This window comes from Flavobacterium sp. WC2430 (assembly GCF_040822075.1).
Lineage (GTDB): Bacteria > Bacteroidota > Bacteroidia > Flavobacteriales > Flavobacteriaceae > Flavobacterium.
Genome location: NZ_CP162007.1, coordinates 1,301,616 through 1,326,878, shown reverse-complemented (window position 1 = coordinate 1,326,878; position 25,263 = coordinate 1,301,616). Strand labels below are relative to the sequence as shown.

Genomic DNA, 25,263 nt, shown 5'->3' with positions numbered 1-25,263 from the left:
TTAGCATCTATATGAAAAAAATTGCTCTCTTAATTTTACTTGCTTTATCTATTAAGGGCAACTCTCAGTTTAAAAAAAGCATGTTTGGAAAAGACCCAATAATAAATTTGGAGAATTTTCAAAAAGCACGAGTATACTATGGATATTATTTAGGGTTTAATTCATTTGACTTCAAAATAGACTATAAAACCGTAGGCCCTGACATTCTTGTAAAAAGAACAACAGGGTTTAATGTAGGGATAATAGGAGATCTAAAGTTACAGGAGTATATAAACTTACGATTTGAACCTGGATTATATTACACAAAGAGAGATTTATATTATCCTGGCTTCACAACAAAACTAGACGCACTAAGAGAAGTAAACAGCACTTACATTCATTTCCCACTATTATTAAAATTCTCTTCATTGAGAACTGGAAATGTGCGCCCCTATTTAGTAGGTGGAGTAGCTTCCACTTTGAATTTATCAAGTAATTCGAAATCAATAGACGATAATAAAGAACAAAGATTTAGAGTAAAACCTTGGACCACGAGCTACGAAATAGGATTTGGTATTGATATATTTTCGGAATATTTCATATTCTCTCCTTCCATTCGAGGTTCATTTGGTATAAATGACGAGTTGATTCGCGATAATGATCCTAACAGTCCTTGGACAGGAAATATTCAATCCATAAAAAGCAGAGCCGTATTAATTAATTTTTCTTTTCATTAATTAAAATACTATTAAGTGATTCCAAAAAAAACTAATTATCTTCTAAATTCGCTTAAAATAATTGCAGTCGCTGTTGCAACATTTAAACTTTCCGTTTTTCTAAGATCTCCAAAACGAGGAATAGAGAGTCTTTTTTGGATTATTTCTTCAAGTTCATCAGAGATACCGTTAGCTTCATTCCCCATTACGATGATTCCTTCTTGAGGCAAGGATTCTTTATAAATATTAGCTCCATCCATAAAAGTACCAAAAACAGGCAATTTTGTCTGAGAGAGAAAGTCATTTAAATCAATATACCTTACATTTACTCTCGTTATCGACCCCATTGTAGCTTGCACTACTTTGGGATTATAAATATCCACCGTTTCCTTTGAACACACTATTTGATTAATTCCGAACCAATCACACAATCTCAAAATGGTCCCCAGGTTTCCAGGATCCCGAATACTATCCAAGGCTATAATCAAACCTGATTCAACAATATCTTTTTCTGCAGGCATTTTAAAAACAGCCAAACAACTGTTAGCTGTTGATAAAGCACTAATTTTTTTTAAATCATTTTCATGAATTAACGTTTTCTTGTTTATCAAAACATCCTCAAAATCATTTTGAGTAGTATACAAATGGTCTAGTTCAAAATCAGATTGCAACAATTCCTGAATCACTTTTACCCCTTCGGCAAAAAATAATTGATTTACTATTCTATACTTTTTTTGCTGTAAACTAGTTATAAGTTTTATTTGGTTTTTACTAACCATAAAAATATGTACTTTTGAATTAAATATTTTAGAACACTTGAAAAAAATCTCTACAAAAATAACAGCATTTATTCTAATTGCAATATTTATATGCGCTTGTAATGCTGAAAAAAGAGTTCCTGATGGAAAAAAGCTCCTTACTAAAAATCAAATCATAGTAAACGGGAAATCCATCAAGGAAGAAAATGTATTTACACAACTATATCAAAAACCAAACAGTACATTATTAGGATTTCGTTTGCGATTGAATCTATACAATTTAGCGAATTTAAACCCTGATTCAACATATCAAGCTAAATTTACAAATAACCCAGGAAAATACGAACGAAAATCTAAATGGCTATCCGCGAAACAGGTGGACAGACTTGGTAAATCATTCTGGTATCATGGTATTCATGATTTTTTAAAAAAAACAGGTGAACCGCCTGTCATAATTGATCAATCTAAAACTGATAAATCAGTATTGCGTTTAAAATATTATTATTTTAACAATGGTTTTTTTAATGTAAAAGCATTATCCAAATTAGACTCTATAAAGCCAAAAAGAGGAAAAATAGAATACAACATTACTACAGGATCACCCTACTTATTAGATTCCTTAAAGACATCTATATCTACTCCTGCTTTAGACTCCTTATACGAAACTGCTAAATCCAACACGATAATAAAATCAGGCAAACAGTATAAAACAATCGATTTTGAAAATGAAAAAAATCGCATTACAACTCACTTTAGAAATAATGGGGTTTATTATTTCCAACCTACCTATGTGACTTTTGATATAGATACCATTAAAAAAGTAAACCAGGCTAACGTTAATTTAATTATTAACAACTATTCTTATCAAGAAAACGACTCAACAAAAACGGAGCCTTTTAAAATGTATACAATTAGTGATGTTAATATATACACTGATTACGCACCTAACAATAATAATCAAAAAATCACGGATAGCACCACTTACAAAAACTTCAATTTATACAGTCATAAAAAACTAAGATACAAACCACATGCAATTACGGATGCAATTTTCATAACAAAAGGATCTCTTTTTGCTGACAACAAAACGGTTTTAACTACACGTTATTTAAATAATCTTAAAATTTTCAATTACCCTAGCATTCAATATGAAGTAGATAAAAGAGACACAACATACAGTTCCTTGATAGCTAAAATATATTTGACTCCTCGAAAAAAATATAGTTTTGGCGCATCAGTGGATGTAACACATTCCAACATTCAAGATATAGGTATCTCGTTCAGCCCTTCACTATCAATACGTAATGTATTTAATGGTGCCGAAACTCTTGAAATTTCAGGTCGTGGAAATATAGGATCATCAAAAGACCTTGCAAACCCAAACAATCAACTCTTTAATGTATCAGAATATGGAGTAGATTTAAAATTAAATTTTCCAAGAATTTTCATGCCATTCTCTACTGAAAAAATCATCCCAAAGAGCATGATTCCTTCAACACTTATGGCCGTAGGATTTGCCAGACAAACAAATATTGGATTAGATAAAGAAAATTTCACAGGTTCATTTTCTTATAATTGGACACCTAAAAAAAACAACACTGCCCGTTTTGATCTATTCAATGTACAGTTTGTTCGAAATCTAAATCCAGAAAACTATTTCAATGTATATGGTTCCTCCTACAATGCATTAAATGAAATTGGTAAAATTTATAATACAGAAGCATCTTATGTTGATAATGGCGATTTAATTATCGAATCGGGAACTTCTGGATTTATAAAGAATGTATTAAATGAGAGTACCGCATTAACACCGTCAGATGATGCCTTTAAATCGGTAAAAAGCATTGAAGAAAGAAGAGTGAGACTAACCGAAAATGATTTTATATTAGCAACAAGCTTCACCTTTAGTAAAACGACTAAAACAGACTTACAAGACAATACTTTCTATCTTTTCAAAACAAAAATCGAATCAGCAGGTTCTCTTTTATCACTTATTTCAAAAGCAGCAAATCAACCTAAAAACGAAAATAATAATTTTGAACTTTTCAATTTAGAATATTCAGAATATATAAAAACAGAATTTGACTATATCAAACATTGGGATTTAAGCAAAGAAAAAGTATTTGCTGTAAGAACCTTTTTCGGTATAGCAATCCCGTTTGGAAATTCAGATAATGTTCCTTTTTCAAGAAGTTATTTTTCAGGAGGCTCTAATGACAACAGAGCATGGCAACCCTACAGTTTAGGACCAGGAAGAAGTGGAGCTACTAATGACTTTAATGAAGCAAACATGAAAATTGCATTTAGTAGCGAATTTAGATTTAAAATATTAGGCGATTTTAAAGGAGCCTTATTTGCTGATGCTGGAAATATTTGGAATGTATATGATAATGTGACTGACGAAAAATCAGTTTTCAAAGGTTTTAAAAGTCTGAAAGATCTTGCATTAGGATCTGGATTTGGATTAAGATATGATTTAAGCTTCTTCGTAATTCGATTTGATTTCGGTTTTAAAACCTACAATCCAGCTAATGAAACTGGCAAAAAATGGTTTCGTGAGTACAATTTTGGACACTCTGTTTTAAATTTTGGAATAAATTACCCCTTCTAATGCTAATTAATTCTTATTTTTGCAGTCTTAAACTAAAAACTAAAAAAACAACTAAAAAAAATTACAATGGCACATAACATCAAACCGGGCGTAGCTACAGGAGATCAAGTTCAAGAAATTTTCAATTATGCAAAAGAAAAAGGCTTTGCTCTACCTGCAGTAAATGTTACTGGTTCAAACACAATAAATGGCGTTCTTGAGACTGCAGCAAAATTAAATGCTCCAGTAATCATCCAGTTTTCAAACGGAGGAGCTCAATTTAATGCTGGAAAAGGACTTTCAAATGCAGGTGAAAAAGCAGCTATCGCTGGTGGAATTGCTGGAGCATTACACATTCATACCTTGGCTGAAGCTTATGGAGCAACAGTAATTTTACATACGGATCACTGTGCTAAGAAATTATTACCTTGGATTGACGGATTATTAGATGCATCTGAAAAACATTTTGCTACAACTGGAAAGCCTTTATTCAGTTCTCATATGATCGATTTATCTGAAGAGCCTATCGAAGAAAACATCGAAATTTGCAAAGGATACCTAGAGAGAATGAGCAAAATGGGAATGACACTAGAAATCGAACTTGGAATTACAGGTGGTGAAGAAGATGGTGTTGACAACTCAGATGTTGATAGCTCAAAACTATATACTCAACCAGAAGAAGTTGCTTATGCTTACGAAGAATTATCAAAAGTAAGTCCTAAGTTTACAATTGCGGCAGCTTTTGGAAATGTACATGGTGTTTACAAACCAGGTAACGTAAAATTGACTCCAAAAATCTTAAAAAATTCTCAAGATTTCGTTCAAAAGAAATTCAACACTGGAAACAACCCAGTTGATTTTGTTTTCCACGGAGGTTCAGGTTCTACTTTAGAAGAAATAAGAGAAGGAATTAGCTACGGTGTAATAAAAATGAATATCGATACTGATTTGCAATTTGCATTTACAGAAGGTATTCGTGATTATATGGTTAAAAATATTGATTATTTAAAAACCCAAATTGGAAACCCAGAAGGTTCTGATGTACCAAATAAAAAATACTACGATCCAAGAAAATGGATGCGTGAAAGCGAAATGACGTTCAATGCAAGATTAGAACAAGCATTTGCTGACTTAAACAATGTGAATACGCTATAAAAAGTATTCCGTACTCAGTTTTTAGTATTCAGTAATAGGTTACTGAGTACTAAAACTGACTACAAACATTGACTTGACTGATTACTTGATTACTGAACACTGAACACTTAAGAAATGGCTTGGTTTAAAAGAAAAGAAAAAGGAATTACTACTGCTACCGAAGACAAAATGGATGTCCCAAAAGGACTTTGGTACAAATCTCCAACAGGAAAAATTATTGATGCCGATGAGCTAGAACGCAACTTGTTTGTTAGTCCTGAGGATGGTTTTCATGTTAGAATTGGTAGTGCTACCTATTTCGAAATCTTGTTTGACAACAATGAGTTTGTTGAATTAGATAAAAACTTAACTTCCAAAGATCCTTTGCATTTTGTTGATACAAAAAAATATGCAGATCGATTAAAAGATGTTATGGAAAAAACCAAACTTAAAGATGCAGTGCGTACTGGAGTTGGTAAATCAAAAGGAAAAGATGTTGTTATTTGCTGTATGGATTTTGCTTTTATTGGCGGATCTATGGGTGCAGTAGTTGGAGAAAAAATTTCAAGAGGGATTGATCATGCTATAAAAAATAAACTTCCATTTATTATGATATCAAAATCTGGTGGAGCAAGAATGATGGAAGCTGCTTATTCCTTAATGCAATTAGCAAAAACTTCTGTTAAACTAGCACAACTGGCAGACGCTAAACTTCCTTATATCTCATTATGTACGGACCCAACTACAGGAGGGACAACCGCTTCTTATGCTATGCTAGGAGACATTAACATCTCTGAACCTGGAGCTTTAATTGGATTTGCAGGACCACGTGTTGTAAGAGACACAACTGGTAAAGATTTACCAGAAGGTTTTCAAACGGCTGAATTTCTTCTTGAACATGGTTTCCTAGACTTTATAACAGCTAGAAAAGAATTGAAAGACAAGATTAACTTGTACATTGATTTAATTCAAAACAATACTATAAGATAGTTTTAAAACTTCTAAAACAAAAAATCCCATCTGTGCAGATGGGATTTTTTTGTTTTTATTAATTATATTATTATTATTATTGAAAACCTAAGTCTACATCCCAGTTCGAATCGCTTCAACAGGATCTAATTTTGACGCTGTAATAGCAGGAAGAATTCCGGAAATCAATCCTATTAAGGCAGCCAATCCTGTCCCTAACATAATATTTCCCATACTTAGAACAAATTCAAAGTCTAATACTTTCGTCAAAATAACAGAAATAATCCACACTAAAATCAAACCAATTACACCACCAATAACAGACAATATAACTGCCTCAAATAAAAATTGAAACAAGATAAATCTATTTTTAGCACCTAAAGACTTTTGAATTCCAATTAAATTTGTCCGCTCTTTTACAGAAACAAACATAATATTAGCGATTCCAAAACCACCAACAAGTAATGAAAAACCACTTATTATCCAGCCCACAACATTCATCTGCCCAATAATACCATCAATAAGATCGGTAAAACCAGATAACACATTAATAAAAAAATTATCAATCTCCCCCGCTTTCAATCCCCTCATACTTCTTAATTTATAACTCACTTCCGCTTTATAAGCATCCATATCAACCCCTTTATTAGGCTTTAACAAAATAACTGGAGTCATTGCATCATTGTTATCTCCATATAAACGCCTTAAAAAATTAACGGGTAAAAAGACAGATGTATCATTACTATCCCCAAACAATCCTGCTCCTTGTTTCTTTAAAACTCCAATAACAGTAAATCTTTGTCCGTATAAACGAATGTTTTTTCCAATTGCATTAGAATTTTCGAAAAGTCCCTGAGCAATTTCATAGCCTAAAACGATAACAGCTGTCCCAGAATTAGACTCTGATTCATTATAAAAACGACCATCTTCAAACTCAAGACCTTGAATATCGATAAACTCACTAGATACAGGAACAACATTTACATCGCTCACTAGTTTAGATTCATATTTTATAGATTCGCGCTTTACAAATAATTGATACCCTACTTGGTCTGTATTATTCAATGACTCTTTCAAATATGTATATTCATCAAATTTAACATTGGGAAACTGCTCTCTTTTCCATTGCGGTATATCAGAGGGCCCAAAAGAAAAACGCATTAAATAAATAGTGTTTTTATCTAAACTACTTAAATCCTTTGTTATTTTTCTATCTAAAGAATCAACTGCAGCCAGAACTGCAATTATGGATAAAATCCCGATAGTAACACCAAGCAAAGAAAGAAGTGTTCTTAACTTATTGTTTGTTAATGCATTTATTGCAAAACCAAAACTCTCTTTCAATAATCGTAGATAAACTAGCATAAAAATACATTTTCTATTAAAGTAAAATTCTATAAATTAAATTCAAAAACCTAATGAAATAAATATTCATTGTAATTCAGCATCATTATTTCATCATTTATAAAAATAACAGTATAATTTCTAAATTATCTCTTTTTCAAATAGTCCAATTTTCACATTAAAAAACTATTTTTGCACTTTATAATTATAACTACACATGAACACAACAAAAACAATTCAATCTGCGTTAATTTCTGTCTTTTCAAAAGAAGGCCTTGAACCAATTGTAAGACTACTAAATAGTCAAAATGTTACACTTTATTCAACAGGAGGAACTGAAGATTTTATAAAAAACTTAGGAATCCCCGTTATCCCAGTTGAAGATGTTACATCATACCCTTCAATTCTAGGTGGAAGAGTAAAAACATTGCATCCAAAAGTTTTTGGTGGAATTTTAAATCGTCAAGACAATCCAAGTGACGTGCAACAAATGGAAGAATTTAATATTCCGCAAATTGACTTAGTAATTGTTGATTTATACCCTTTTGAAAAAACAGTAGCCTCTGGAGCAAGTGAATCTGACATTATTGAAAAAATCGATATTGGTGGAATCTCTTTAATTCGTGCTGCTGCAAAAAACTTTAAGGATACTGCCATTGTAGCTTCTGTAGATGAATATAGTTCTCTCTTGGATTTAATTACAAAACAAAATGGAGCAACCACTCTTGCCGATAGAAAATTATTAGCAACAAAAGCATTTCACGTTTCTTCACACTACGATACTGCAATATTTAATTATTTCAATACTGACGAAACTATTTATAAAGAAAGTATTTCTAATGGTCAAGTTTTAAGATACGGTGAAAACCCACATCAAAAAGGATATTTCTTTGGTGATTTTGACGCCATGTTCAATAAAATACACGGTAAAGAATTATCATACAATAATTTACTTGACGTTGATGCTGCAGTAAATTTAATTAATGAATTCAAAACTGACGGTCCTACTTTTGCAATATTAAAACACAATAATGCATGTGGATTAGCATCTAGAAATACAATTAGCGAAGCGTACAACGCAGCACTGGCTTGTGACCCAACATCCGCTTTTGGTGGAGTATTAATTGCAAATACAAAAATTGATGTAGCAACTGCTACCGAAATTAATAAATTATTTTGCGAAGTTGTTATCGCACCTGAATATGATGCAGATGCAATTAGCATTTTACAAGAAAAGAAAAACAGAATTATATTAGTTCAAAATGAAGTCGCTTTACCAGCAAAACAAGTGAGAACTTGTTTAAACGGATTGCTTATTCAAGAAAGAAATAATATCACAGACAATAAAGACGATTTAAAAACCGTTACCCTAACAAGTCCTACTGAACAAGAAATTCAGGATTTAATTTTTGCATCTAAAGTTTGTAAAAATACTAAATCTAACACGATCGTTTTTGCTAAAAACGGAACACTTATTTCTTCTGGAACAGGACAAACCTCAAGAGTAGACGCTTTGTTACAAGCAATTGAAAAAGCAAAAACATTTGGATTTGATTTACACGGCGCTTCAATGGCAAGTGATGCTTTTTTTCCATTCCCAGACTGTGTGGAAATTGCAAAAAAAGCGGGTATAACAGCCGTAATTCAACCTGGAGGATCGATAAAAGACGAATTAAGCATCAACTATTGTAATGAAAATAAAGTTGCAATGGTATTTACTGGAACACGTCATTTTAAACATTAATTTGTCTAACTTTGTATGCTCCTAATTTTTAACTTTTAAACCCCTGAAAAACTTATGGGATTTTTTGATTTCATGACCGAGGATATCGCGATAGACCTTGGAACCGCAAACACTTTAATCATACACAATGATAAAGTTGTAATAGACAGCCCATCAATTGTTGCCAGAGATAGAATTTCTGGTAAAATAATTGCTGTTGGTAAAGAAGCCAACTTGATGCAGGGTAAAACACATGAAAACATTAAGACAATAAGGCCTTTGAAAGATGGTGTAATTGCCGACTTTGATGCTTCAGAAAAAATGATTAGTATGTTTATAAAAAGCATACCAGCATTGAAAAAAAGAATGTTTACTCCTGCGCTTAGGATGGTGGTTTGTATTCCATCAGGAATTACCGAAGTGGAGATGAGAGCCGTTAAGGAATCTTGTGAAAGAGTAAATGGTAAAGAAGTGTACCTAATCCATGAACCTATGGCTGCGGCAATCGGTATTGGAATCGACATTATGCAACCAAAAGGAAACATGATTGTAGATATAGGTGGTGGAACTACTGAAATTGCTGTAATTGCGTTAGGCGGAATCGTTTGTGACAAATCAGTAAAAATTGCTGGTGATGTTTTCACAAATGACATCGTATATTATATGCGTACACAACACAACCTTTTTGTTGGAGAAAGTACTGCTGAGAAAATAAAAATCCAAATTGGTGCTGCTATAGAAGATTTAGAAACTCCTCCAGAAGACATGTCTGTTCAAGGAAGAGATTTACTTACTGGTAAACCAAAACAAGTAGAAGTTTCCTATAGAGAGATAGCAAAAGCATTAGACAAATCAATTCAAAGAATTGAAGACGCTGTAATGGAAACTCTATCACAAACCCCTCCAGAATTAGCTGCCGACATTTACAACACAGGTATATACCTTGCTGGTGGTGGATCAATGTTAAGAGGTCTAGATAAAAGAATTTCTCAAAAAACAGACTTACCTGTTTATATTGCAGAAGACCCTTTAAGAGCAGTAGTTCGTGGAACAGGAATGGCACTTAAAAACATTACAAAATTTAAAAGTATCTTAATTAAATAAGACCTTTCTTAGATGCACAATTTCATTAAACTCTGAAAATAATTTTTAAAGTTTAATGAAATTACATCTTGAAACAACATAACAAACTTAGAAATGCAGCAAATATTTAATTTTATATTTAAAAACAGTAATAGAATACTGTTTTTGCTGTTATTATGCATTTCGTTTTCGTTAACGATACAATCTCATTCTTATCACAAAAGCAAAATAATAAGTTCCGCTAATTTTTTAAGCGGGGGTGTTTATGAGAAAATCAATGACGTAAGTGAATATTTCAATTTGAGAACACAAAATGATGCATTAGCAATTGAGAATGCTAGACTAAAAAGTCTATTATTTAAAACTGTAGACTCTTCTGCCATCAAAAATTTTGAAAACCAAAAAACAACCTTGCCTGAAGATATCATTGTATCGAAAGTAATCCACAATTCCTATAACGTTCATGAAAATTTCCTGACCTTAAACTCTGGCTCTCTTCAAGGAGTTAAATCAGATATGGGAGTCGTTAACAACCTTGGAATAGTGGGGATAATTGATAATACTTCTCCAAGCTATTCTACAGTTATAAGCATTTTGAATGTAAAGTCTCAAATCAATGCTAAAATTAAAAAATCAAATCATTTTGGATCTTTAGTTTGGAATGGAAAAAGTACAGGTTACGTTCAATTGATAGACGTTCCTAGGCTTGCATCTGTAAGAAAAGGAGACACTATCGTAACTGGTGGACAATCAGTAATCTTTCCAGAAAACATTAACATTGGTACAATTAACAAAATTTACATTGATAATCAAACCAATTATTATACTTTAGATATTAAACTTTTTAACGACATGACTAATTTAGGCCATGTTTATATCATAAAAAGTAAAGATAGAGATGAACTTAATAACCTAGAAAAAACAACGAAAAATGAATAGCACTTTGTTAGTCAATGTTTCTCGGTTTATTTTATTATTAGCCATCCAAATAATTATATTTAACAATATGAATTTTCTGGGGTTTATTATTCCACTTCCGTATATCTTATTTATAATATTATACCCCGTGAACGGGAACAAATCTGGCTTACTTTTTGCTAGTTTTTTATTGGGTTTGACAATGGATCTTTTTCTAAATTCAGGCGGAGTTCACGCAACTGCTTGTTTAGTCCTAGCATACATGAGACCGTCCATTTTTAAATTTTCATTTGGAGTGAGTTATGAATACCAGACCATAAAAATCAATGATGTTTTAACACCCGAAAGGTTTTCGTTTATATTCCTTTCTGTTATTATTCATCACATAACAATGTTCTTATTAGAAGCTTTTCAAGTCAGTTTCTTTTTGGACATACTAATCCGAACTCTTTTGAGTGCGGTTTTTACCATAATTAGTTGTATTATTATCATTTACATTATTAAGCCTAACAAACGATGAGAAAATTATTGCTGCCTTCTTTAATTATTGTTGCAGCATCATTGCTAGTGATTCGGATCTTTTATTTGCAAGTTATCAATGATACCTTCAAATTAAAATCCGATAATAATGCGATTAAGATAAAATACGATTACCCTGAAAGAGGTTATATCTACGACAGAAATGGAAAACTATTAGTAGCAAATCAAGCGTCATACGATATCATGGTAATTCCTAGAGAATTAAAGAATATCGATACTTTAGAGTTCTGTCAACTACTAAATATCACCAAAGAAGATTATATTAAAAAAATTGCAAAAGCTAAAATTTACAGCCCACGCTTGCCTTCTGTTTTCTTACCTCAGTTAAACAAAAGTGAATTTGCTGCTTTTCAAGAGAAAATACGAAAATTTGAAGGTTTCTATTTTCAAAAACGTTCTCTACGCGACTATGAAGTCGATTTTGGAGCAAATGTTTTTGGTTTTATCACACAGGTTAATGACAAATTAATAGCAAAAAACCCATATTATAACAGCGGTGACTTAATAGGAAAACAAGGAGTAGAAGAAAGCTATGAAAACATTTTGCGCGGAATTAAAGGGGTGAAATACTTTCAAAAAGACAAATACAATCGTGAAATAGGCTCTTACAAAGACGGAAAATACGATACGATTGCCGTTCAAGGAGAAGATATCAATTTAACTTTAGACGCTGAACTTCAAAGATATGGAGAACAGCTAATGATAAATAAAAGAGGTGGAATTGTAGCTATTGAACCTAGTACAGGTGAAATATTAGCACTAGTAACTGCTCCATCTTATGACCCTTCTATTTTAGTTGGTAGACAACGTTCTAAAAATTACACCTTACTATATAGAGACTCGATAGCAAAACCGCTATATGATAGAGGATTACTAGCGGAATATCCTCCAGGATCACCATTTAAAATCCTGACTGGATTGATTGGACTACAAGAAGGTGTTATTGATGAACAAACTTCTTTTATGTGCCATCATGGTTTTAGTTATGCACGAGGTCGTTTTATGAAATGTCATGGTTTTGGCCCTCATAATTTACATAATGGAATCTATAACTCTTGTAATACTTATTTTGCAAATGTGTATATGCGTACCATAAACAAATTTGTAAAACCAGCCTATGCAGTTGATGTATGGAGCGATCACGTGAAAAGTTTTGGATTGGGTGATTTTATGGGATACGACTTACCTACTGGAAAAAGAGGAAATGTTCCCGATTCTAAAACATATAAGAAAATTTACCCTAATGGTGGATGGAGAAGTACAACGATTATTTCAAACTCTATTGGACAAGGGGAAGTTTTAATGACACCAATACAATTAGCTAATATGATGGCTACCGTAGCAAACGAAGGATACTACTATACGCCTCACATTATAAAAAAAATAAAAGGAACAAATATAGATCCTAAATTCAAAGTAAAACATCAGACCACCATTGACAAAAAATATTTCAAACCAATGATAAGTGGCTTGTTTGACGTATACAATTTAGGAACAGCAAGAGGACTTAATGTACCTGGTATTGACATTTGTGGTAAAACAGGAACAGCTGAAAATTATGCCAAAATTGATGGGAAAAGAGTAAAACTAGAAGATCACTCTATTTTTGTTGCCTTTGCACCAAAAGACAACCCTAAGATTGCAATTGCGATCCTTGTCGAAAATGGTGGATACGGAGCTACGATTGCAGGTCCAATTGCGAGTTTAATGATTGAAAAGTACCTAAGAAAAAAAATAACAAGAACCGATTTAGAAAAGAGAATACTAGAAAGAAGCTTAAAAGACCGCTATGCAAAACTAGGTGGAATGAAAGAAGCAAGCGCCATTGAAACAACACCTAAAGATTCAATATCTAAATTAAAGGTAACGACAAATTCAACTGTTCAGATAGACTCAACAAATCAAAATTAATAAGCGATTCGTTTCAAATGAAAAACCAAAGTATAAAGAAAAATCTTGACTGGACATGTGTCATCATTTATAGCGTATTAGTGATAATGGGATGGTTAAACATCTATTCATCATCACTATCCTCTATTGAAGATACTTACCAAAAACAGCTTGTTTTTATCTTACTAACGATTCCTTTAATATTTATAATACTAGCCATTGACGGTAAATTTTATGAAAAATATGCCAGTATTATTTTTGGATTTGCTTTACTTACTTTGGCAGGGCTTTTCCTTTTTGGAAAAACAATAGCAGGACAAAGATGCTGGTATGCCATCGGAAGTTTCACTATCCAACCTTCTGAATTTGCGAAAGCAGCTACTTCACTAGCGATTGCAAAATATTTAAGTGATTCACAAATTAATCTAAAAGATGTAAACAGGCAAATACAAGCACTTGCCATTGTTTTTCTTCCAGTACTACTAATCTTACCACAGCCCGATCCGGGAAGTGCCCTTATTTATAGTATTTTTATAATTGTTTTATATCGTGAAGGACTTCCATCATGGTATGTATGGACTGGTTTTGTTACTATCCTTTTATTTGTATTAACGCTTGTCTTAGAACCTCAATATGTTATTCTATTAGCATTATTAGTTATTTTAATCGTTCATTTTAAATCAAGGCTTGGCGATAGAAACATAGTCTTAAGTGCGATTCTTTTTTCAGTCATTTCTGGCTTTGTTTTATCCGTAAACTATGTATTTCAAAATGTATTCAAACAGCATCACCGCGATCGTTTCAACATTTTATTAGGAAAAACTGTCGACTTAAAGGGAATTGGATACAATACGAATCAATCTGAAATTGCAATTGGCTCAGGTGGATGGCTAGGAAAGGGGTTTCTTGAAGGAACTCAAACCAAAGGAGGTTTTGTGCCAGAACAACATACTGACTACATATTTACCACTGTAGGAGAAGAATGGGGCTTCGCAGGTTCCCTAGTGGTAATTGCGTTATTCGTGAGTTTATTTCTTCGAGTAATTTACCTTGCCGAAAGACAAAAAACAAAATTCAGTAGAGTATATGGCTATTGTGTAGCTGGAATTCTATTCATCCATTTCTTTGTAAATATCGCTATGGTAATCGGTATTTTCCCAACTATTGGTGTCCCATTACCTTTCTTTTCATACGGAGGTTCAGGTCTTTGGGGATTCACTATATTGCTTTTTATCTTTTTAAAGATGGACGCTAACAAAGTGAATGAATGGTAATTCTAGAGATTATAAAATACTAATTAAAAATCCAAGATTTATAATCAGTTCGTTTTTCTAAACTTGATTCTAATTGATCGTCAAGTTTAGGAAAAAAATCGATTCCAGTTAATTGTTCTATCCTATCGACAGAAACTACATAAGTATATAATGGTTTATCGCTCTTTTTATTAGGAATTAAAAAAGCAATCATTTTATAGTTACCATTGGAATCATCTAAAATTATTTTATAAAAATATTCTGGAACTACTACCCTTTCTGCTCCTATAGTTTTCCTGGTTTTTTGAAGAATTCCTCCCGTTACCACATAAACGCCGTCATATCGTGAGGCCCAATAACGTACTTTTTGCTCTAATCTATTCCAAATCCCGCCATTAAAATCATGGTCTTGAGGTGAAATATTCGAAGTAAAGAAAGTATCATCATAAGCCTCTTTATCAAACTCCATGTCACCAGCCGGACAAAGATGCCCTTTGTCATATCCACTTTTCTTATAATTTTTCCAATTTGCAGAGCCTGTTTTCACTTTTGGATCTACAATAAAAAAAGGTCGTTTATAATTGTTATTCTTCACATACTCTTTCTTTAAGTCATAGGCCAACCATTCAGCCTGCTCCGCTTCTTCATTATATGAGAGTGTGAAATAAGAATGTTTAATGACTTGGTGAGTTGTAGATGTAGGTAAGTAATCGAGAACAGTTCTACTAGTTAACTTTTCCGTTGAAGCTGTAGTAACCATCTCTTTTGGGCTATTTACTTGTTCTAAAGAAAATGAATCTACCTCTTTATTATCCATCTTACAAGAAACAAAACCACCAATTAAAATAAATAGTACTGCTTTAAAAATGTGTTTTCCCATGTTCTTAAATAATTTCTATAAACATAAGAATAAATAATAAGTATTGAAACATATTAAAAAAGGGTCCAACTTTATGTTTAAAGTTGGACCCCGATCTAGATAAATGAAAGTTTTTTTTTAGGATTTAGCCAGTTTTTCTTTTTTTAATTTTTCTGACATATTTTTCTTCACAATAGGCTTAGATTGCAAATCATCCAAAACATTCAAAGCTTCTTCTACATAAATATCTTTAGATAATCCTTCATGCCAACGATCTCTTTTCTCTTTCAAAATACTGTCTTTATCCATTTGAGCTACTTCATAAGGTAACGAAGAAAAGTGCAATGTATTTTTGTATTGCGAAATAGGTCTGTATTTTTTAGACTTCTCCTCTATATCATTTTGAGCAATTTTAAACTTATCTATATTCAAACTATAGGTGTTATCTTCACTTCTGCTATCAATCCATTTTGCATTTTCTTCAATTAATTTAAACTGGGGGTTTTGCTCAATTCTTGTCTTACTATTTAAAATAGCCTTATTAAAGTTCTCTGTTTTATTCCAAACAGTATAAGTAGCTGGATCTATTTTATCCCATGGCATAGCATTATCAACATCGCGTTCACCCATTTTTAAATAAGCATATCGATCTGGCATAACTACATCACTACTCACTCCATCTAACTGAGTTGAGCCTCCATTAATTCTATAAAATTTTTGAGTAGTTGTTTTTAAAGCACCTAAATCTCCTACTGAACTGTTACGAACAAACTGATTTAAATCAATTACATTTTGTACTGTTCCTTTACCGTAGGTTTGTTTACTACCAATAATAATTCCTCTTTTGTAGTCTTGAATAGCTGCCGCTAAAATTTCTGAAGCTGAGGCTGAAAAACTATTGACCATTATCACTAAAGGACCGTCCCATTCTATTTTACTATCTCTATCGAATAAAACCTCTTTCTTTCTTCCAGCAGATTTAATTTGTACAATTGGACCTTGTTCAATGAATAATCCAGCAATATCAACAACCGTTGATAAAGATCCACCACCATCATCACGTACATCCAAAACGATTCCGCTAACTCCTGCTTTTTTAAGTCGTTCTACTTCAAGAGCGATATCTTTACCTGCATCTCTACCGTCTTTATTTTCAAAATCGATATAAAACTTAGGCAAATAGATTACACCATATTTCAATCCGTTTTTCTCTACAACACTTGACTTGGCGTATGTCTCCTCAATTTCTACAATATCTCTAATTATAGAAATAACTTTAATTGTTCCATCCACTTTTTTTACGGTAAGACGAACTTCAGTTCCCTTTGGCCCTTTTATTTTTTTTACAACATCATCAAGACGCATTCCTACCACATCTACTGGCTCCGCATTTCCCTGTGCTACTTTCATTACTAAATCTCCTGATTCTAATTGTTTGCCTCTCCATGCTGGACCACCAGAAATTAACTCAGAAATCTCTGTAAAGTCGTTTTTCTTTTGTAAACGAGCACCTATGCCTTCTAACTTCCCACTAATACTAACATCAAAACGCTCTTTTTCTTCTGGAGCAAAATAATTAGTATGTGGATCAAAACGAGCCGTAATTGAATTAACATAAACAGAGAACCAATCATTCCTATCCAAATCATTCATGAAACCAAAATATTCATCAAGTGATTTCTTAGCACTTTCACGAGTTTCTTTTTCTAATTCAGCAACCGTTTTCACCTTACCTGTATCAGCAGATGTATTGTTTTTTTTATAAAAATCATCGTCAATTTTATCTCCAGATTTTAAGCCAACTAAACTATCAGAATCAGCTGATGCCGTAATTCCTTTACTTTTATTCTCTTGAATTCTAAGACGGTCTGTCAAAGAAGATAGTGTAGATAATTTAATTTGTTTGCGCCATCTATCCTTTAATTCAGCATTATTTTTAGCATAAGGTGCTTTTACATAATCCGTGTTAAAGCTTTCATCAACTGAATAATCAAATGGCACTGCAAGAATATCTTTGTATAATTTTTTACTTTCCTCCATTCGTTTCATCAAGCGATCATACGTCAAATTAAAGAACGTTAAATCCTTATTGATCAATTCATCATCTAATTCAGTTTCATACTTTGAAAATTCATCGATGTCTGATTGAAGAAAAAATCGTTTTGAGGGATCTAAAGCTTGAATATAATCTTTATAGATTCCTTTTGAGAATGTATCATCAATTGCCGCTGGGTTATAGTGTCCTTTTTCAATAACAAAAGTTAATAATTCTAAAAGTAATTTATCTTTATCAGGATCATTCTCGTTAGAAGATTTAATTTTAAAAGCAAATAATGTAGCCGAAAGGAAAACAATTGCAAGGAGTATTTTATAATTTCTTTTCATAAAGTTAAGAATAGTATTCATCCAAAATTTTTAAACTAAGTTACGGTAAAAACTGTGCCAACAATAATAGACACGCCATAATTTTTTGTTAAAGATATAAAAAATGATTTTTGTTTTCTCTTTATATCTTCGCCAATCACTATTTTTTGTTTTACTTTGTTTGATAAAATAGATCCCAATTTTCATTCCATTTTGAAGACTAAAAATATAAAATCATGACTCAAGTTAAACCCTTAATTTTAATTACAAATGACGATGGTGTTTCGGCACCAGGTATCCGAGCATTAATTGACGTTATGTCAGAAATTGGCGAAGTTGTAATTGTTGCACCTGACAAGCCACAAAGTGCAATGGGACATGCTATTACAATCAACAATACATTATATCTAAATAAAATTTCAAAGGACACAGATCGAATTACGGAATATAGTTGCTCTGGTACTCCAGTGGATTGTGTGAAGTTAGCTGTAAATGAAATATTAAAAAGAAAGCCTGATTTGTGTGTTTCTGGGATTAATCACGGGTCAAATTCATCCATTAATGTTATTTATTCAGGTACAATGAGTGCTGCTGTCGAAGCAGGAATTGAAGGCATTCCAGCCATTGGGTTCTCACTCTTAGATTATGATTGGAATGCTGATTTCGAAACTATTAAACCATTTGTAAAAAAAATAACAACAGAGGTTTTAGAAAAAGGATTGCCAAAAGACGTTGTATTGAATGTAAATTTTCCCAAATTAAAAAAAGAAAACATCAAAGGGATAAAAATTTGCCGTCAAGCAAAAGCACTTTGGGTTGAAAAGTTCGACAAAAGACAAACACCGCAAGGAAGAGATTATTACTGGCTTGCTGGAGAATTTGTGAACCAAGACAAAGGTGAAGATACTGATGAATGGGCGTTAGGAAACGGATATATCTCAGTAGTTCCGGTACAATTTGACTTAACTGCTCACCATGCAACACAAGAACTTAACACCTGGAATTGGAATGAATAAAACAGACTTATTTATTGGGTTCCTAATTGGACTTTTAGCTTCCTTTCTTGGTTGTTACTTATTTATTGTTTTTGCAACTCAATATAATTTTATTTCGGGTGTACAAATTATGAAATCGCAAGGCTCTTTGGGTAAACTTGTTACACTCGGTTCCATTTTGGACTTAATCCTATTTGCTATTTTATTAAAATCAAACAAAGAGGTGATGGCTAGAGGTGTCGTTTTGTCTGTTATTATTTTAACAATAATTACCGTGTTCCTATAAAATAAGAAACAATTTATTTGATTGATCCCTATTCTATACCTAATTTTGAATACTGAAGTTTTTATTAAACTCAAATCATAAAAATGAAATACTACATTCTAGCCGGAGAAGCATCAGGAGATTTGCATGGGTCGAATTTGATAAAAGAACTATTCAAACAAGATACTAGCGCTCAAATAAGATGTTGGGGTGGTGATTTAATGCAACAAGCCGGAGCCGAATTAGTTTCTCATTACAAAGAACGTTCTTTTATGGGCTTTGCAGAGATTATAAAAAACCTCTCTTCTATCTTAGAATTCATTAAGCTTTGTAAAGAAGATATTCAAGATTACAAACCAGATGCTTTAATATTTATTGACAATTCAGGATTTAATCTCCGAATTGCAAAGTGGGCAAAACCTGCAGGATTCAATACCTTTTATTATATAAGTCCTCAAGTATGGGCGTCCAGACCAGGTAGAGTAGAAACCATAAAAAAAACTATTGACCATATGTATGTGGTATTGCCTTTTGTAAAACCCTTCTATGAAAAATACAATTATGACGTAAGTTATGTGGGACATCCATTAATTGACGCCATTCATAATCACCCTGCTATAGACTCTGCAGTTTTTAAAAGGGAGAATCAATTGAGTGAAAAACCAATAATAGCATTACTGCCAGGTAGCCGTAAACAAGAAATCACTAAAATGCTTTCGGGAATGTTAAGCATTGTTGATGATTTTCCAGATTACCAATTTGTAATTGCAGGCGCACCCAGTCAAGATTATTCTTTTTACAAGCAATTCATACAGAATGAAAACATAAAATTCATCTCGAATAAAACCTATGATTTATTGAAGAATGCCACAGCAGCATTAGTCACTTCAGGTACAGCGACACTAGAAACTGCGTTATTTAAAGTTCCCGAAGTAGTATGCTACAAAGGAAGTTGGGCTTCATACCAGATTGCTAAGCGCATTATTACACTAAAATATATTTCGCTAGTCAACCTAATAATGGATGAAGAAGTGGTAACTGAATTGATTCAAGAAAACTTTACAACTAAAAATATTAAAAAAGAATTGACAAAAATTCTAGAAACCAATTACCGAAAACAACTTTTGGAAAAATATGACTCGTTAGAAAAAAAATTAGGTGGAATTGGAGCTAGTGAAAAAACCGCTGGGTTAATCATTAAGGATTTAAAAGCCATTTTATAAACTTAACCTTAAAAAACTAATTTTGAAACAAGTACTCTGCTTTCTTCTCCTGATTTTTTTATTTACTTCATGTAAAACTTCTTCGAAAATTGTAACAACGAAAGGCAAAGACAACAGCAGTTTGTCGACTAGAAAAACGAACCAACTTATTGACAATATAGTAGAATCAGCAACAGATAATATTGGTGTGAAATACAAAACTGCAGGAACAACCAGATCTGGTTTTGATTGTTCTGGATTAGTGTTTGCTACTTTTGAACACTATAATATTACACTCCCTCGAACTTCTTTTGAGCAATCTAAAACAGGAACCGATTTAGGAAAAAACACTGACAAAGCACATAAAGGAGATTTAATATTTTTTAGAACCAACAACAGATCCCAAATTAATCATGTGGGAATCATTACAGAAGTGACTGATGACGAAGTGAAATTTGTTCATGCCTCTACTTCCAAAGGAGTAATTATCTCTTCAACAAAACAACCTTACTACCAAAAAACATTTGCTCAGATCAATCGAATTTTAGAATAAAAAAAATAATTTATTTCTTGTTAAAAAGCCGTACTTTAGAACTATGAAAGTACTGCAATTCCCTTTGGCCCGAATTACATTTGGATTTATTCTAGGAATATGGATTGCATTTTATTCAAAACCCGATTTAAATTTTCTTTTCGGATTACTCTTTCTTTCCTTTTCCCTTTTTACAATTAGTTATTTTAGGATTAAAAAAACTATTTATTTTGGAGTAAGCACTTACTTAGTAGCATTCTGTTTGGGAACAATTACTCAAGTAGTACATACCGATTCCTATCAAAAAAACAATTACACCCATTCCCTTTCTGTTTTTGAAAAACCGCAATTGCTATCGATGGTCATTCGGGAAAAATTAAAAAATACGAATTTTAATGACCGATATATTGCAGTAATAAACCAAATTGGCTCAGTGAAAAGTTCCGGTAAAATAATTTTAAACGTACATAAAGACAGCTTGAATAACACATTTGAAACAGGAACCCGTCTTCAAATTAAAGGTGCTTTATTTCGAAATAGAAATCCTGACAATCCCAATCAATTTGATTACAGAAACTATTTGGATCAAAAACAGATTTATGCTCAACTTTTTTCTGATAAAGAATCAATAACTATTGGATTAATAATTCAAAAAGACATATGGTATTATATATCTAAATTAAGAAATACCATAATTCATAATTTAGAAAAAAATAATTTCAGTAAAAAAGAGCTCAGTGTGGCTATTGCCTTAATAATGGGGCAAAGACAAGACATCTCACCTGATATAATTCAAGACTATCAGTATGCTGGAGCAATACATATTTTGTCGGTATCTGGACTACATGTTGGTTTTATTTTGTTGTTCCTAACTTTTATCCTTAAACCGATTCCAAATACAAAAAAAGGCGCTTTATTAAAATTGGTAATTATCATAACATGCTTATGGATTTTTGCCCTAATTGCAGGTTTGTCCCCATCGATTGTACGATCGGTGACTATGTTTTCCTTTGTAGCCATTGGATATCATTTAAGAAGATCCGTTAATATCTATCATACTTTACTAGTTTCTATATTACTGATACTTCTTTTTCAACCTTCCTTTTTATTTGATGTCGGTTTTCAACTGAGTTATGTCGCGTTGTTTTTTATTATCTGGTTTCAACCCCTATTAGCCTCCTTATGGTCGCCAAAATATAGGATTAATAAATATATTTGGGGAGCACTTACCGTTTCATTTGCAGCACAAATTGGCACACTATCGTTAAGCATTTACTACTTTCATCAATTTCCAGGCTTATTCTTTATTACAAATCTAGTTATCATACCATTATTAAGTTTCATCATGGTAGTAGGCGTTTTAGTCATGATATTGGCTGCTTTCAATTATGTTCCTTTCTTATTAGCTAAATCATTAGAGTGGAGCATTTATTATTTAAATAAAATAATCTCCACTATCGCTTCATTTGAAGAATTTGTAATTCATGACATTCCACTTAATTTTTATTTATTATTAAGTTCTTACCTTCTAATAATTGCAAGTATTATTTGGTTCAAAAAACCGAACTACAACAAATTAATCCTTGTACTAATTTCAATCATTGCTTTTCAAGTTTCATATATAAAAACAAAATGGGACGTTCAAAATCAAAACGAATGGATTGTTTTTAACCAAAAAAGAAAAACAATAATTGTAGAACGCCATGGAGAAAAGGCAACACTATTTACAAATGACACTAAAATAAAACCCAAAAACAACACTATGCTTAAGTCTTACTTAGTAGGTAACTTTAGTGCTGTAAAAAACAATGAAAAGCTAAAAAACCTAGCTTATTTTCACAGAAATAAAATTCTAATATTGGATAGTTTAGGATTGTACCCAAAAGATATAAGACCAGATATTGTCATCCTTACTCAATCCCCAAAAATCAATATAAATCGAATGTTAGCCATCCTAAAACCAAAAATAGTTGTGGCTGATGGATCTAACTATAAAGCCATTCAAAACAATTGGAAAGCAAGTTGCTTAAAGCAAAAAATCCCTTTCCACGCTACTGCTGAAAAGGGATTTTTTAAACTAAATTAAACTTATTTTTTTTTAATGATTCCATCTGCTACTGCAAGCCAAGCTGTAGGGCCTCCAGGAACATATCCAGTACTTCCTAAACCTTCAAAGTTCACTTTACCATCTTTGTCAATACCGTTAGCAAAATGAATAGTAGGAAATCCTTGAATAGCAAAAGCTTGTTGTAAATCATTATTTTGTTTCTTTATTTCGGGAGTTTGAGGTGTTCTTCTTGGATAATCTAATTCAACTAAAACAACATTGTCCTTAGCCCACTTTGCAAACTCTGGTGTTAACAAAACTTCTTTTTGCAAACGGATACACCATCCACACCAATCACTACCCGTAAAAAACAATAGTAAAGGTTTGTGTTCTTTATTTCCAATAGCAATAGCTTCTTTAACATCTGTATGCCATTTCAAATCTTGTGCTTGTGTAGCAACAATTCCTATAAAGAATACTGCAATTAAATATATATTTTTCATAACTGATTTATTTTCTACAAATTTAAGCAAAAATAATACCACAAAATGTCGCCTACTTTACTCCGTGCATTAATTTTTTCATTAATGGAGACAATAGCACCATCAATAACCCTGCTCCTACAGGAACAATTGTAAAAATAAGGAAAAAAGTAGTTAAGTTATATTGCGCTGTAATGGTTTCAATCATACCTCCCATGGAACCTGCTAATTTATTTCCCATACCAATAAACAAGTAGTAAACTCCAAACATAATTCCAATCCAACTTGCTGGAACCAACTTACTCACATAAGACAATCCTACAGGAGAAATACACAATTCACCTAACGTATGAAATAAATACGCTGCTATCAACCAAAACATACTTACCCTAACAACAGAATCAGTATCAATACCCATACTTCCATATGCTAAAAAACCGAATCCCAACCCTAGTAAAGTAAGTCCTAAACCAAATTTCATCGGTCCAGAAAGATTGTATTTACTTTCCCACCATTTAGAAAAAATAGGGGCAAAAACTACAATAAATAAGGAGTTTAAAATTCCGAACCAAGTGGCTGGTACTTCTGTTTCTGGCGAATTATATTCTCTCATTACTTTCCAAAGTACAATTCCCCAAATGATTACAAAACTTAAAGAAAGTATAAGATTTCCCGTAGAGTATTTCTTAAACGTTTTAGAAAACAATTTAATCAATACATAAGTAATTATTAATAAAGGTATAATCGTCAATAAGGTATCCGCAATTTTGAAAATGGAAGCATTGCTTCCAAATAATTCTCTTTGGGTAAATTTTTCAGCAAAAATGGTCATTGACCCTCCAGCTTGTTCAAATGCTGCCCAAAAGAAAACAGTAAAAATAGAAAAAATGATTACAGCAATAATTCTGTCTCGAATGACTTTTGGTGTTGTATTCTCTTTCGCTGCTTTATCTTTTGATTCTTGTTTAGAAGCAGCTGTTGGTTTTAAACCAATATCACCAAAAATATTTTGGGTAAAATAGAATTGCAACATCCCGAAAAACATAAATATACCTGCTAAACCAAATCCCCAACTCCAAGATATTTTTTCTCCTATATAACCACAAAGCATGATTCCTAAAAAAGCACCAGCATTAACTCCCATATAATATAAAGAGAAAGCGCCATCTTTTTTTTCTTCATGCCCATCATAAGCATTAGAGATTATAGAAGTCATATTTGGTTTAAATAAACCATTACCTATAATTAAACATCCAATACCAATATATAAAAATAAAGGTGTCTCGACTGCCATAGAAGCATGACCCAAAGTCATTGCCAACGCACCTAAAATAACTGCCCATCTATACCCTAAATATTTATCAGCTAAAAAACCTCCAATAACAGGCGTAAAATAAACAGACATTGTATAGGTACCGTATAAACCCAAAGCATCCTCAACACTCCAAGCCCATCCTCCTTTAATAAGAGATGTAGTTAAAAACAAAACCAATAAAGCACGCATTCCATAATAAGAAAAACGCTCCCACATTTCAGTAAAAAACAACACAAACAACCCTGCCGGATGTCCTAAAACATTATTTTCGAAAAACTCATCTTTAGTATTTTGACTCATGGTGT

Annotated in this window: 21 protein-coding genes; 15 read left to right on the top strand and 6 right to left on the bottom strand. The window is 32.3% G+C overall.

Annotation, left to right across the window (positions count from 1 at the left end; translation table 11 throughout):
* Positions 1–11 precede the first annotated feature (11 nt).
* A complete protein-coding gene (locus AB3G36_RS05715; protein ID WP_367756884.1) occupies positions 12–716 on the top strand; it encodes a porin family protein in 705 nt (234 codons plus the stop codon).
* A 35-nt stretch (positions 717–751) separates the two neighbouring features.
* Here the strand turns inward: AB3G36_RS05715 and AB3G36_RS05710 are convergent, their stop codons facing one another.
* The gene (locus tag AB3G36_RS05710) at positions 752–1,474 is read right to left on the bottom strand and encodes a TrmH family RNA methyltransferase (RefSeq protein ID WP_367756882.1); all 723 of its coding nucleotides are present in this window, start codon (positions 1,472–1,474) and stop codon (positions 752–754) included.
* A gap of 37 nt (positions 1,475–1,511) precedes the next feature.
* On the opposite strand from AB3G36_RS05710, the gene AB3G36_RS05705 reads away from it, so the two are divergent.
* From AB3G36_RS05705 to accD, 3 genes are all read left to right on the top strand, one after another.
* On the top strand, positions 1,512–4,064 hold the full coding sequence (locus tag AB3G36_RS05705) for a BamA/TamA family outer membrane protein (RefSeq protein WP_367756880.1): 2,553 nt from the start codon (positions 1,512–1,514) through the stop codon (positions 4,062–4,064).
* 66 nt (positions 4,065–4,130) lie between these two features.
* Positions 4,131–5,198 carry a class II fructose-bisphosphate aldolase gene (gene fbaA / locus AB3G36_RS05700; protein ID WP_367756878.1) on the top strand — a complete coding sequence of 356 codons (1,068 nt, stop codon included), beginning with the start codon at positions 4,131–4,133 and terminating at the stop codon, positions 5,196–5,198.
* A gap of 114 nt (positions 5,199–5,312) precedes the next feature.
* Positions 5,313–6,167 carry an acetyl-CoA carboxylase, carboxyltransferase subunit beta gene (accD, locus tag AB3G36_RS05695; RefSeq protein WP_367756876.1) on the top strand — a complete coding sequence of 285 codons (855 nt, stop codon included), beginning with the start codon at positions 5,313–5,315 and terminating at the stop codon, positions 6,165–6,167.
* 93 nt (positions 6,168–6,260) lie between these two features.
* Here accD and AB3G36_RS05690 read toward each other — a convergent pair whose 3' ends face one another.
* Positions 6,261–7,511 carry an ABC transporter permease gene (locus AB3G36_RS05690; RefSeq protein ID WP_367756874.1) on the bottom strand — a complete coding sequence of 417 codons (1,251 nt, stop codon included), beginning with the start codon at positions 7,509–7,511 and terminating at the stop codon, positions 6,261–6,263.
* 196 nt (positions 7,512–7,707) lie between these two features.
* Here AB3G36_RS05690 and purH point away from each other — a divergent pair, with 196 nt between their 5' ends.
* From purH to rodA, 6 genes are all read left to right on the top strand, one after another.
* Complete coding sequence (gene purH, locus AB3G36_RS05685; protein WP_367756872.1) at positions 7,708–9,234, top strand: bifunctional phosphoribosylaminoimidazolecarboxamide formyltransferase/IMP cyclohydrolase; 1,527 nt, start codon at positions 7,708–7,710, stop codon at positions 9,232–9,234.
* A gap of 54 nt (positions 9,235–9,288) precedes the next feature.
* Positions 9,289–10,317, top strand: a complete 1,029-nt coding sequence (locus AB3G36_RS05680) for a rod shape-determining protein (RefSeq protein ID WP_367756870.1) — start codon at positions 9,289–9,291, stop codon at positions 10,315–10,317.
* A gap of 93 nt (positions 10,318–10,410) precedes the next feature.
* Complete coding sequence (gene mreC / locus AB3G36_RS05675) at positions 10,411–11,235, top strand: rod shape-determining protein MreC (protein ID WP_367756868.1); 825 nt, start codon at positions 10,411–10,413, stop codon at positions 11,233–11,235.
* Entirely contained in the window at positions 11,228–11,734 is a 507-nt protein-coding gene (locus tag AB3G36_RS05670; protein WP_367756866.1) for a rod shape-determining protein MreD, read from the top strand. Before mreC ends, AB3G36_RS05670 begins: the two co-directional genes overlap by 8 nt.
* The gene (mrdA, locus tag AB3G36_RS05665; RefSeq protein WP_367756864.1) at positions 11,731–13,665 is read left to right on the top strand and encodes a penicillin-binding protein 2; all 1,935 of its coding nucleotides are present in this window, start codon (positions 11,731–11,733) and stop codon (positions 13,663–13,665) included. Before AB3G36_RS05670 ends, mrdA begins: the two co-directional genes overlap by 4 nt.
* Before the next feature lie 17 nt (positions 13,666–13,682).
* A complete protein-coding gene (gene rodA / locus AB3G36_RS05660; RefSeq protein ID WP_367756862.1) occupies positions 13,683–14,918 on the top strand; it encodes a rod shape-determining protein RodA in 1,236 nt (411 codons plus the stop codon).
* Positions 14,919–14,937: 19 nt separating this feature from the next.
* On the opposite strand, the gene AB3G36_RS05655 is transcribed toward rodA, so the two are convergent.
* Together AB3G36_RS05655 and AB3G36_RS05650 are read right to left on the bottom strand one after the other, a co-directional pair.
* Positions 14,938–15,657, bottom strand: a complete 720-nt coding sequence (locus AB3G36_RS05655) for a DNA/RNA non-specific endonuclease (RefSeq protein WP_367757898.1) — start codon at positions 15,655–15,657, stop codon at positions 14,938–14,940.
* Positions 15,658–15,894: 237 nt separating this feature from the next.
* Positions 15,895–18,162, bottom strand: coding sequence for a carboxy terminal-processing peptidase (locus AB3G36_RS05650; RefSeq protein WP_367756860.1), 2,268 nt, complete (start codon positions 18,160–18,162; stop codon positions 15,895–15,897).
* A 194-nt stretch (positions 18,163–18,356) separates the two neighbouring features.
* Between AB3G36_RS05650 and surE the strand changes: the two genes are divergently transcribed.
* The 5 genes from surE to AB3G36_RS05625 all read left to right on the top strand — a co-directional run bounded on the left by surE (position 18,357) and on the right by AB3G36_RS05625 (position 23,200).
* Positions 18,357–19,136 carry a 5'/3'-nucleotidase SurE gene (gene surE / locus AB3G36_RS05645; protein ID WP_367756858.1) on the top strand — a complete coding sequence of 260 codons (780 nt, stop codon included), beginning with the start codon at positions 18,357–18,359 and terminating at the stop codon, positions 19,134–19,136.
* Positions 19,096–19,401: a hypothetical protein gene (locus AB3G36_RS05640; protein WP_367756856.1), complete on the top strand. Its 306-nt coding sequence runs from the start codon at positions 19,096–19,098 to the stop codon at positions 19,399–19,401. The genes surE and AB3G36_RS05640 overlap by 41 nt, the downstream gene beginning before the upstream one ends.
* Positions 19,402–19,484: 83 nt before the next feature.
* Positions 19,485–20,603 carry a lipid-A-disaccharide synthase gene (gene lpxB, locus AB3G36_RS05635; protein WP_367756854.1) on the top strand — a complete coding sequence of 373 codons (1,119 nt, stop codon included), beginning with the start codon at positions 19,485–19,487 and terminating at the stop codon, positions 20,601–20,603.
* Positions 20,604–20,625: 22 nt separating this feature from the next.
* On the top strand, positions 20,626–21,135 hold the full coding sequence (locus tag AB3G36_RS05630) for a C40 family peptidase (RefSeq protein WP_367756852.1): 510 nt from the start codon (positions 20,626–20,628) through the stop codon (positions 21,133–21,135).
* Positions 21,136–21,178: 43 nt separating this feature from the next.
* A complete protein-coding gene (locus AB3G36_RS05625; RefSeq protein ID WP_367756850.1) occupies positions 21,179–23,200 on the top strand; it encodes a ComEC/Rec2 family competence protein in 2,022 nt (673 codons plus the stop codon).
* 2 nt (positions 23,201–23,202) lie between these two features.
* Here AB3G36_RS05625 and AB3G36_RS05620 read toward each other — a convergent pair whose 3' ends face one another.
* Both AB3G36_RS05620 and AB3G36_RS05615 read right to left on the bottom strand, forming a co-directional pair.
* Complete coding sequence (locus AB3G36_RS05620) at positions 23,203–23,664, bottom strand: thioredoxin family protein (RefSeq protein WP_367756848.1); 462 nt, start codon at positions 23,662–23,664, stop codon at positions 23,203–23,205.
* A 52-nt stretch (positions 23,665–23,716) separates the two neighbouring features.
* Complete coding sequence (locus AB3G36_RS05615; protein ID WP_367756846.1) at positions 23,717–25,258, bottom strand: peptide MFS transporter; 1,542 nt, start codon at positions 25,256–25,258, stop codon at positions 23,717–23,719.
* Positions 25,259–25,263 lie beyond the last annotated feature (5 nt).

What these genes read in the sequence shown, in the direction of transcription:
- AB3G36_RS05625 (WP_367756850.1), top strand. Translation starts at nt 21,179, where the DNA reads ATGAAAGTACTGCAATTCCCTTTGGCCCGAATTACATTTGGATTTATT.
- AB3G36_RS05710 (WP_367756882.1), bottom strand. Translation starts at nt 1,474, where the DNA reads ATGGTTAGTAAAAACCAAATAAAACTTATAACTAGTTTACAGCAAAAA.
- AB3G36_RS05620 (WP_367756848.1), bottom strand. Translation starts at nt 23,664, where the DNA reads ATGAAAAATATATATTTAATTGCAGTATTCTTTATAGGAATTGTTGCT.
- rodA (WP_367756862.1), top strand. Translation starts at nt 13,683, where the DNA reads ATGAAAAACCAAAGTATAAAGAAAAATCTTGACTGGACATGTGTCATC.
- lpxB (WP_367756854.1), top strand. Translation starts at nt 19,485, where the DNA reads ATGAAATACTACATTCTAGCCGGAGAAGCATCAGGAGATTTGCATGGG.
- AB3G36_RS05640 (WP_367756856.1), top strand. Translation starts at nt 19,096, where the DNA reads ATGCAACACAAGAACTTAACACCTGGAATTGGAATGAATAAAACAGAC.
- mrdA (WP_367756864.1), top strand. Translation starts at nt 11,731, where the DNA reads ATGAGAAAATTATTGCTGCCTTCTTTAATTATTGTTGCAGCATCATTG.
- purH (WP_367756872.1), top strand. Translation starts at nt 7,708, where the DNA reads ATGAACACAACAAAAACAATTCAATCTGCGTTAATTTCTGTCTTTTCA.
- AB3G36_RS05680 (WP_367756870.1), top strand. Translation starts at nt 9,289, where the DNA reads ATGGGATTTTTTGATTTCATGACCGAGGATATCGCGATAGACCTTGGA.
- AB3G36_RS05615 (WP_367756846.1), bottom strand. Translation starts at nt 25,258, where the DNA reads ATGAGTCAAAATACTAAAGATGAGTTTTTCGAAAATAATGTTTTAGGA.
- fbaA (WP_367756878.1), top strand. Translation starts at nt 4,131, where the DNA reads ATGGCACATAACATCAAACCGGGCGTAGCTACAGGAGATCAAGTTCAA.
- AB3G36_RS05670 (WP_367756866.1), top strand. Translation starts at nt 11,228, where the DNA reads ATGAATAGCACTTTGTTAGTCAATGTTTCTCGGTTTATTTTATTATTA.
- AB3G36_RS05715 (WP_367756884.1), top strand. Translation starts at nt 12, where the DNA reads ATGAAAAAAATTGCTCTCTTAATTTTACTTGCTTTATCTATTAAGGGC.
- AB3G36_RS05650 (WP_367756860.1), bottom strand. Translation starts at nt 18,162, where the DNA reads ATGAATACTATTCTTAACTTTATGAAAAGAAATTATAAAATACTCCTT.
- surE (WP_367756858.1), top strand. Translation starts at nt 18,357, where the DNA reads ATGACTCAAGTTAAACCCTTAATTTTAATTACAAATGACGATGGTGTT.
- AB3G36_RS05690 (WP_367756874.1), bottom strand. Translation starts at nt 7,511, where the DNA reads ATGCTAGTTTATCTACGATTATTGAAAGAGAGTTTTGGTTTTGCAATA.
- mreC (WP_367756868.1), top strand. Translation starts at nt 10,411, where the DNA reads ATGCAGCAAATATTTAATTTTATATTTAAAAACAGTAATAGAATACTG.
- accD (WP_367756876.1), top strand. Translation starts at nt 5,313, where the DNA reads ATGGCTTGGTTTAAAAGAAAAGAAAAAGGAATTACTACTGCTACCGAA.
- AB3G36_RS05655 (WP_367757898.1), bottom strand. Translation starts at nt 15,657, where the DNA reads ATGGTTACTACAGCTTCAACGGAAAAGTTAACTAGTAGAACTGTTCTC.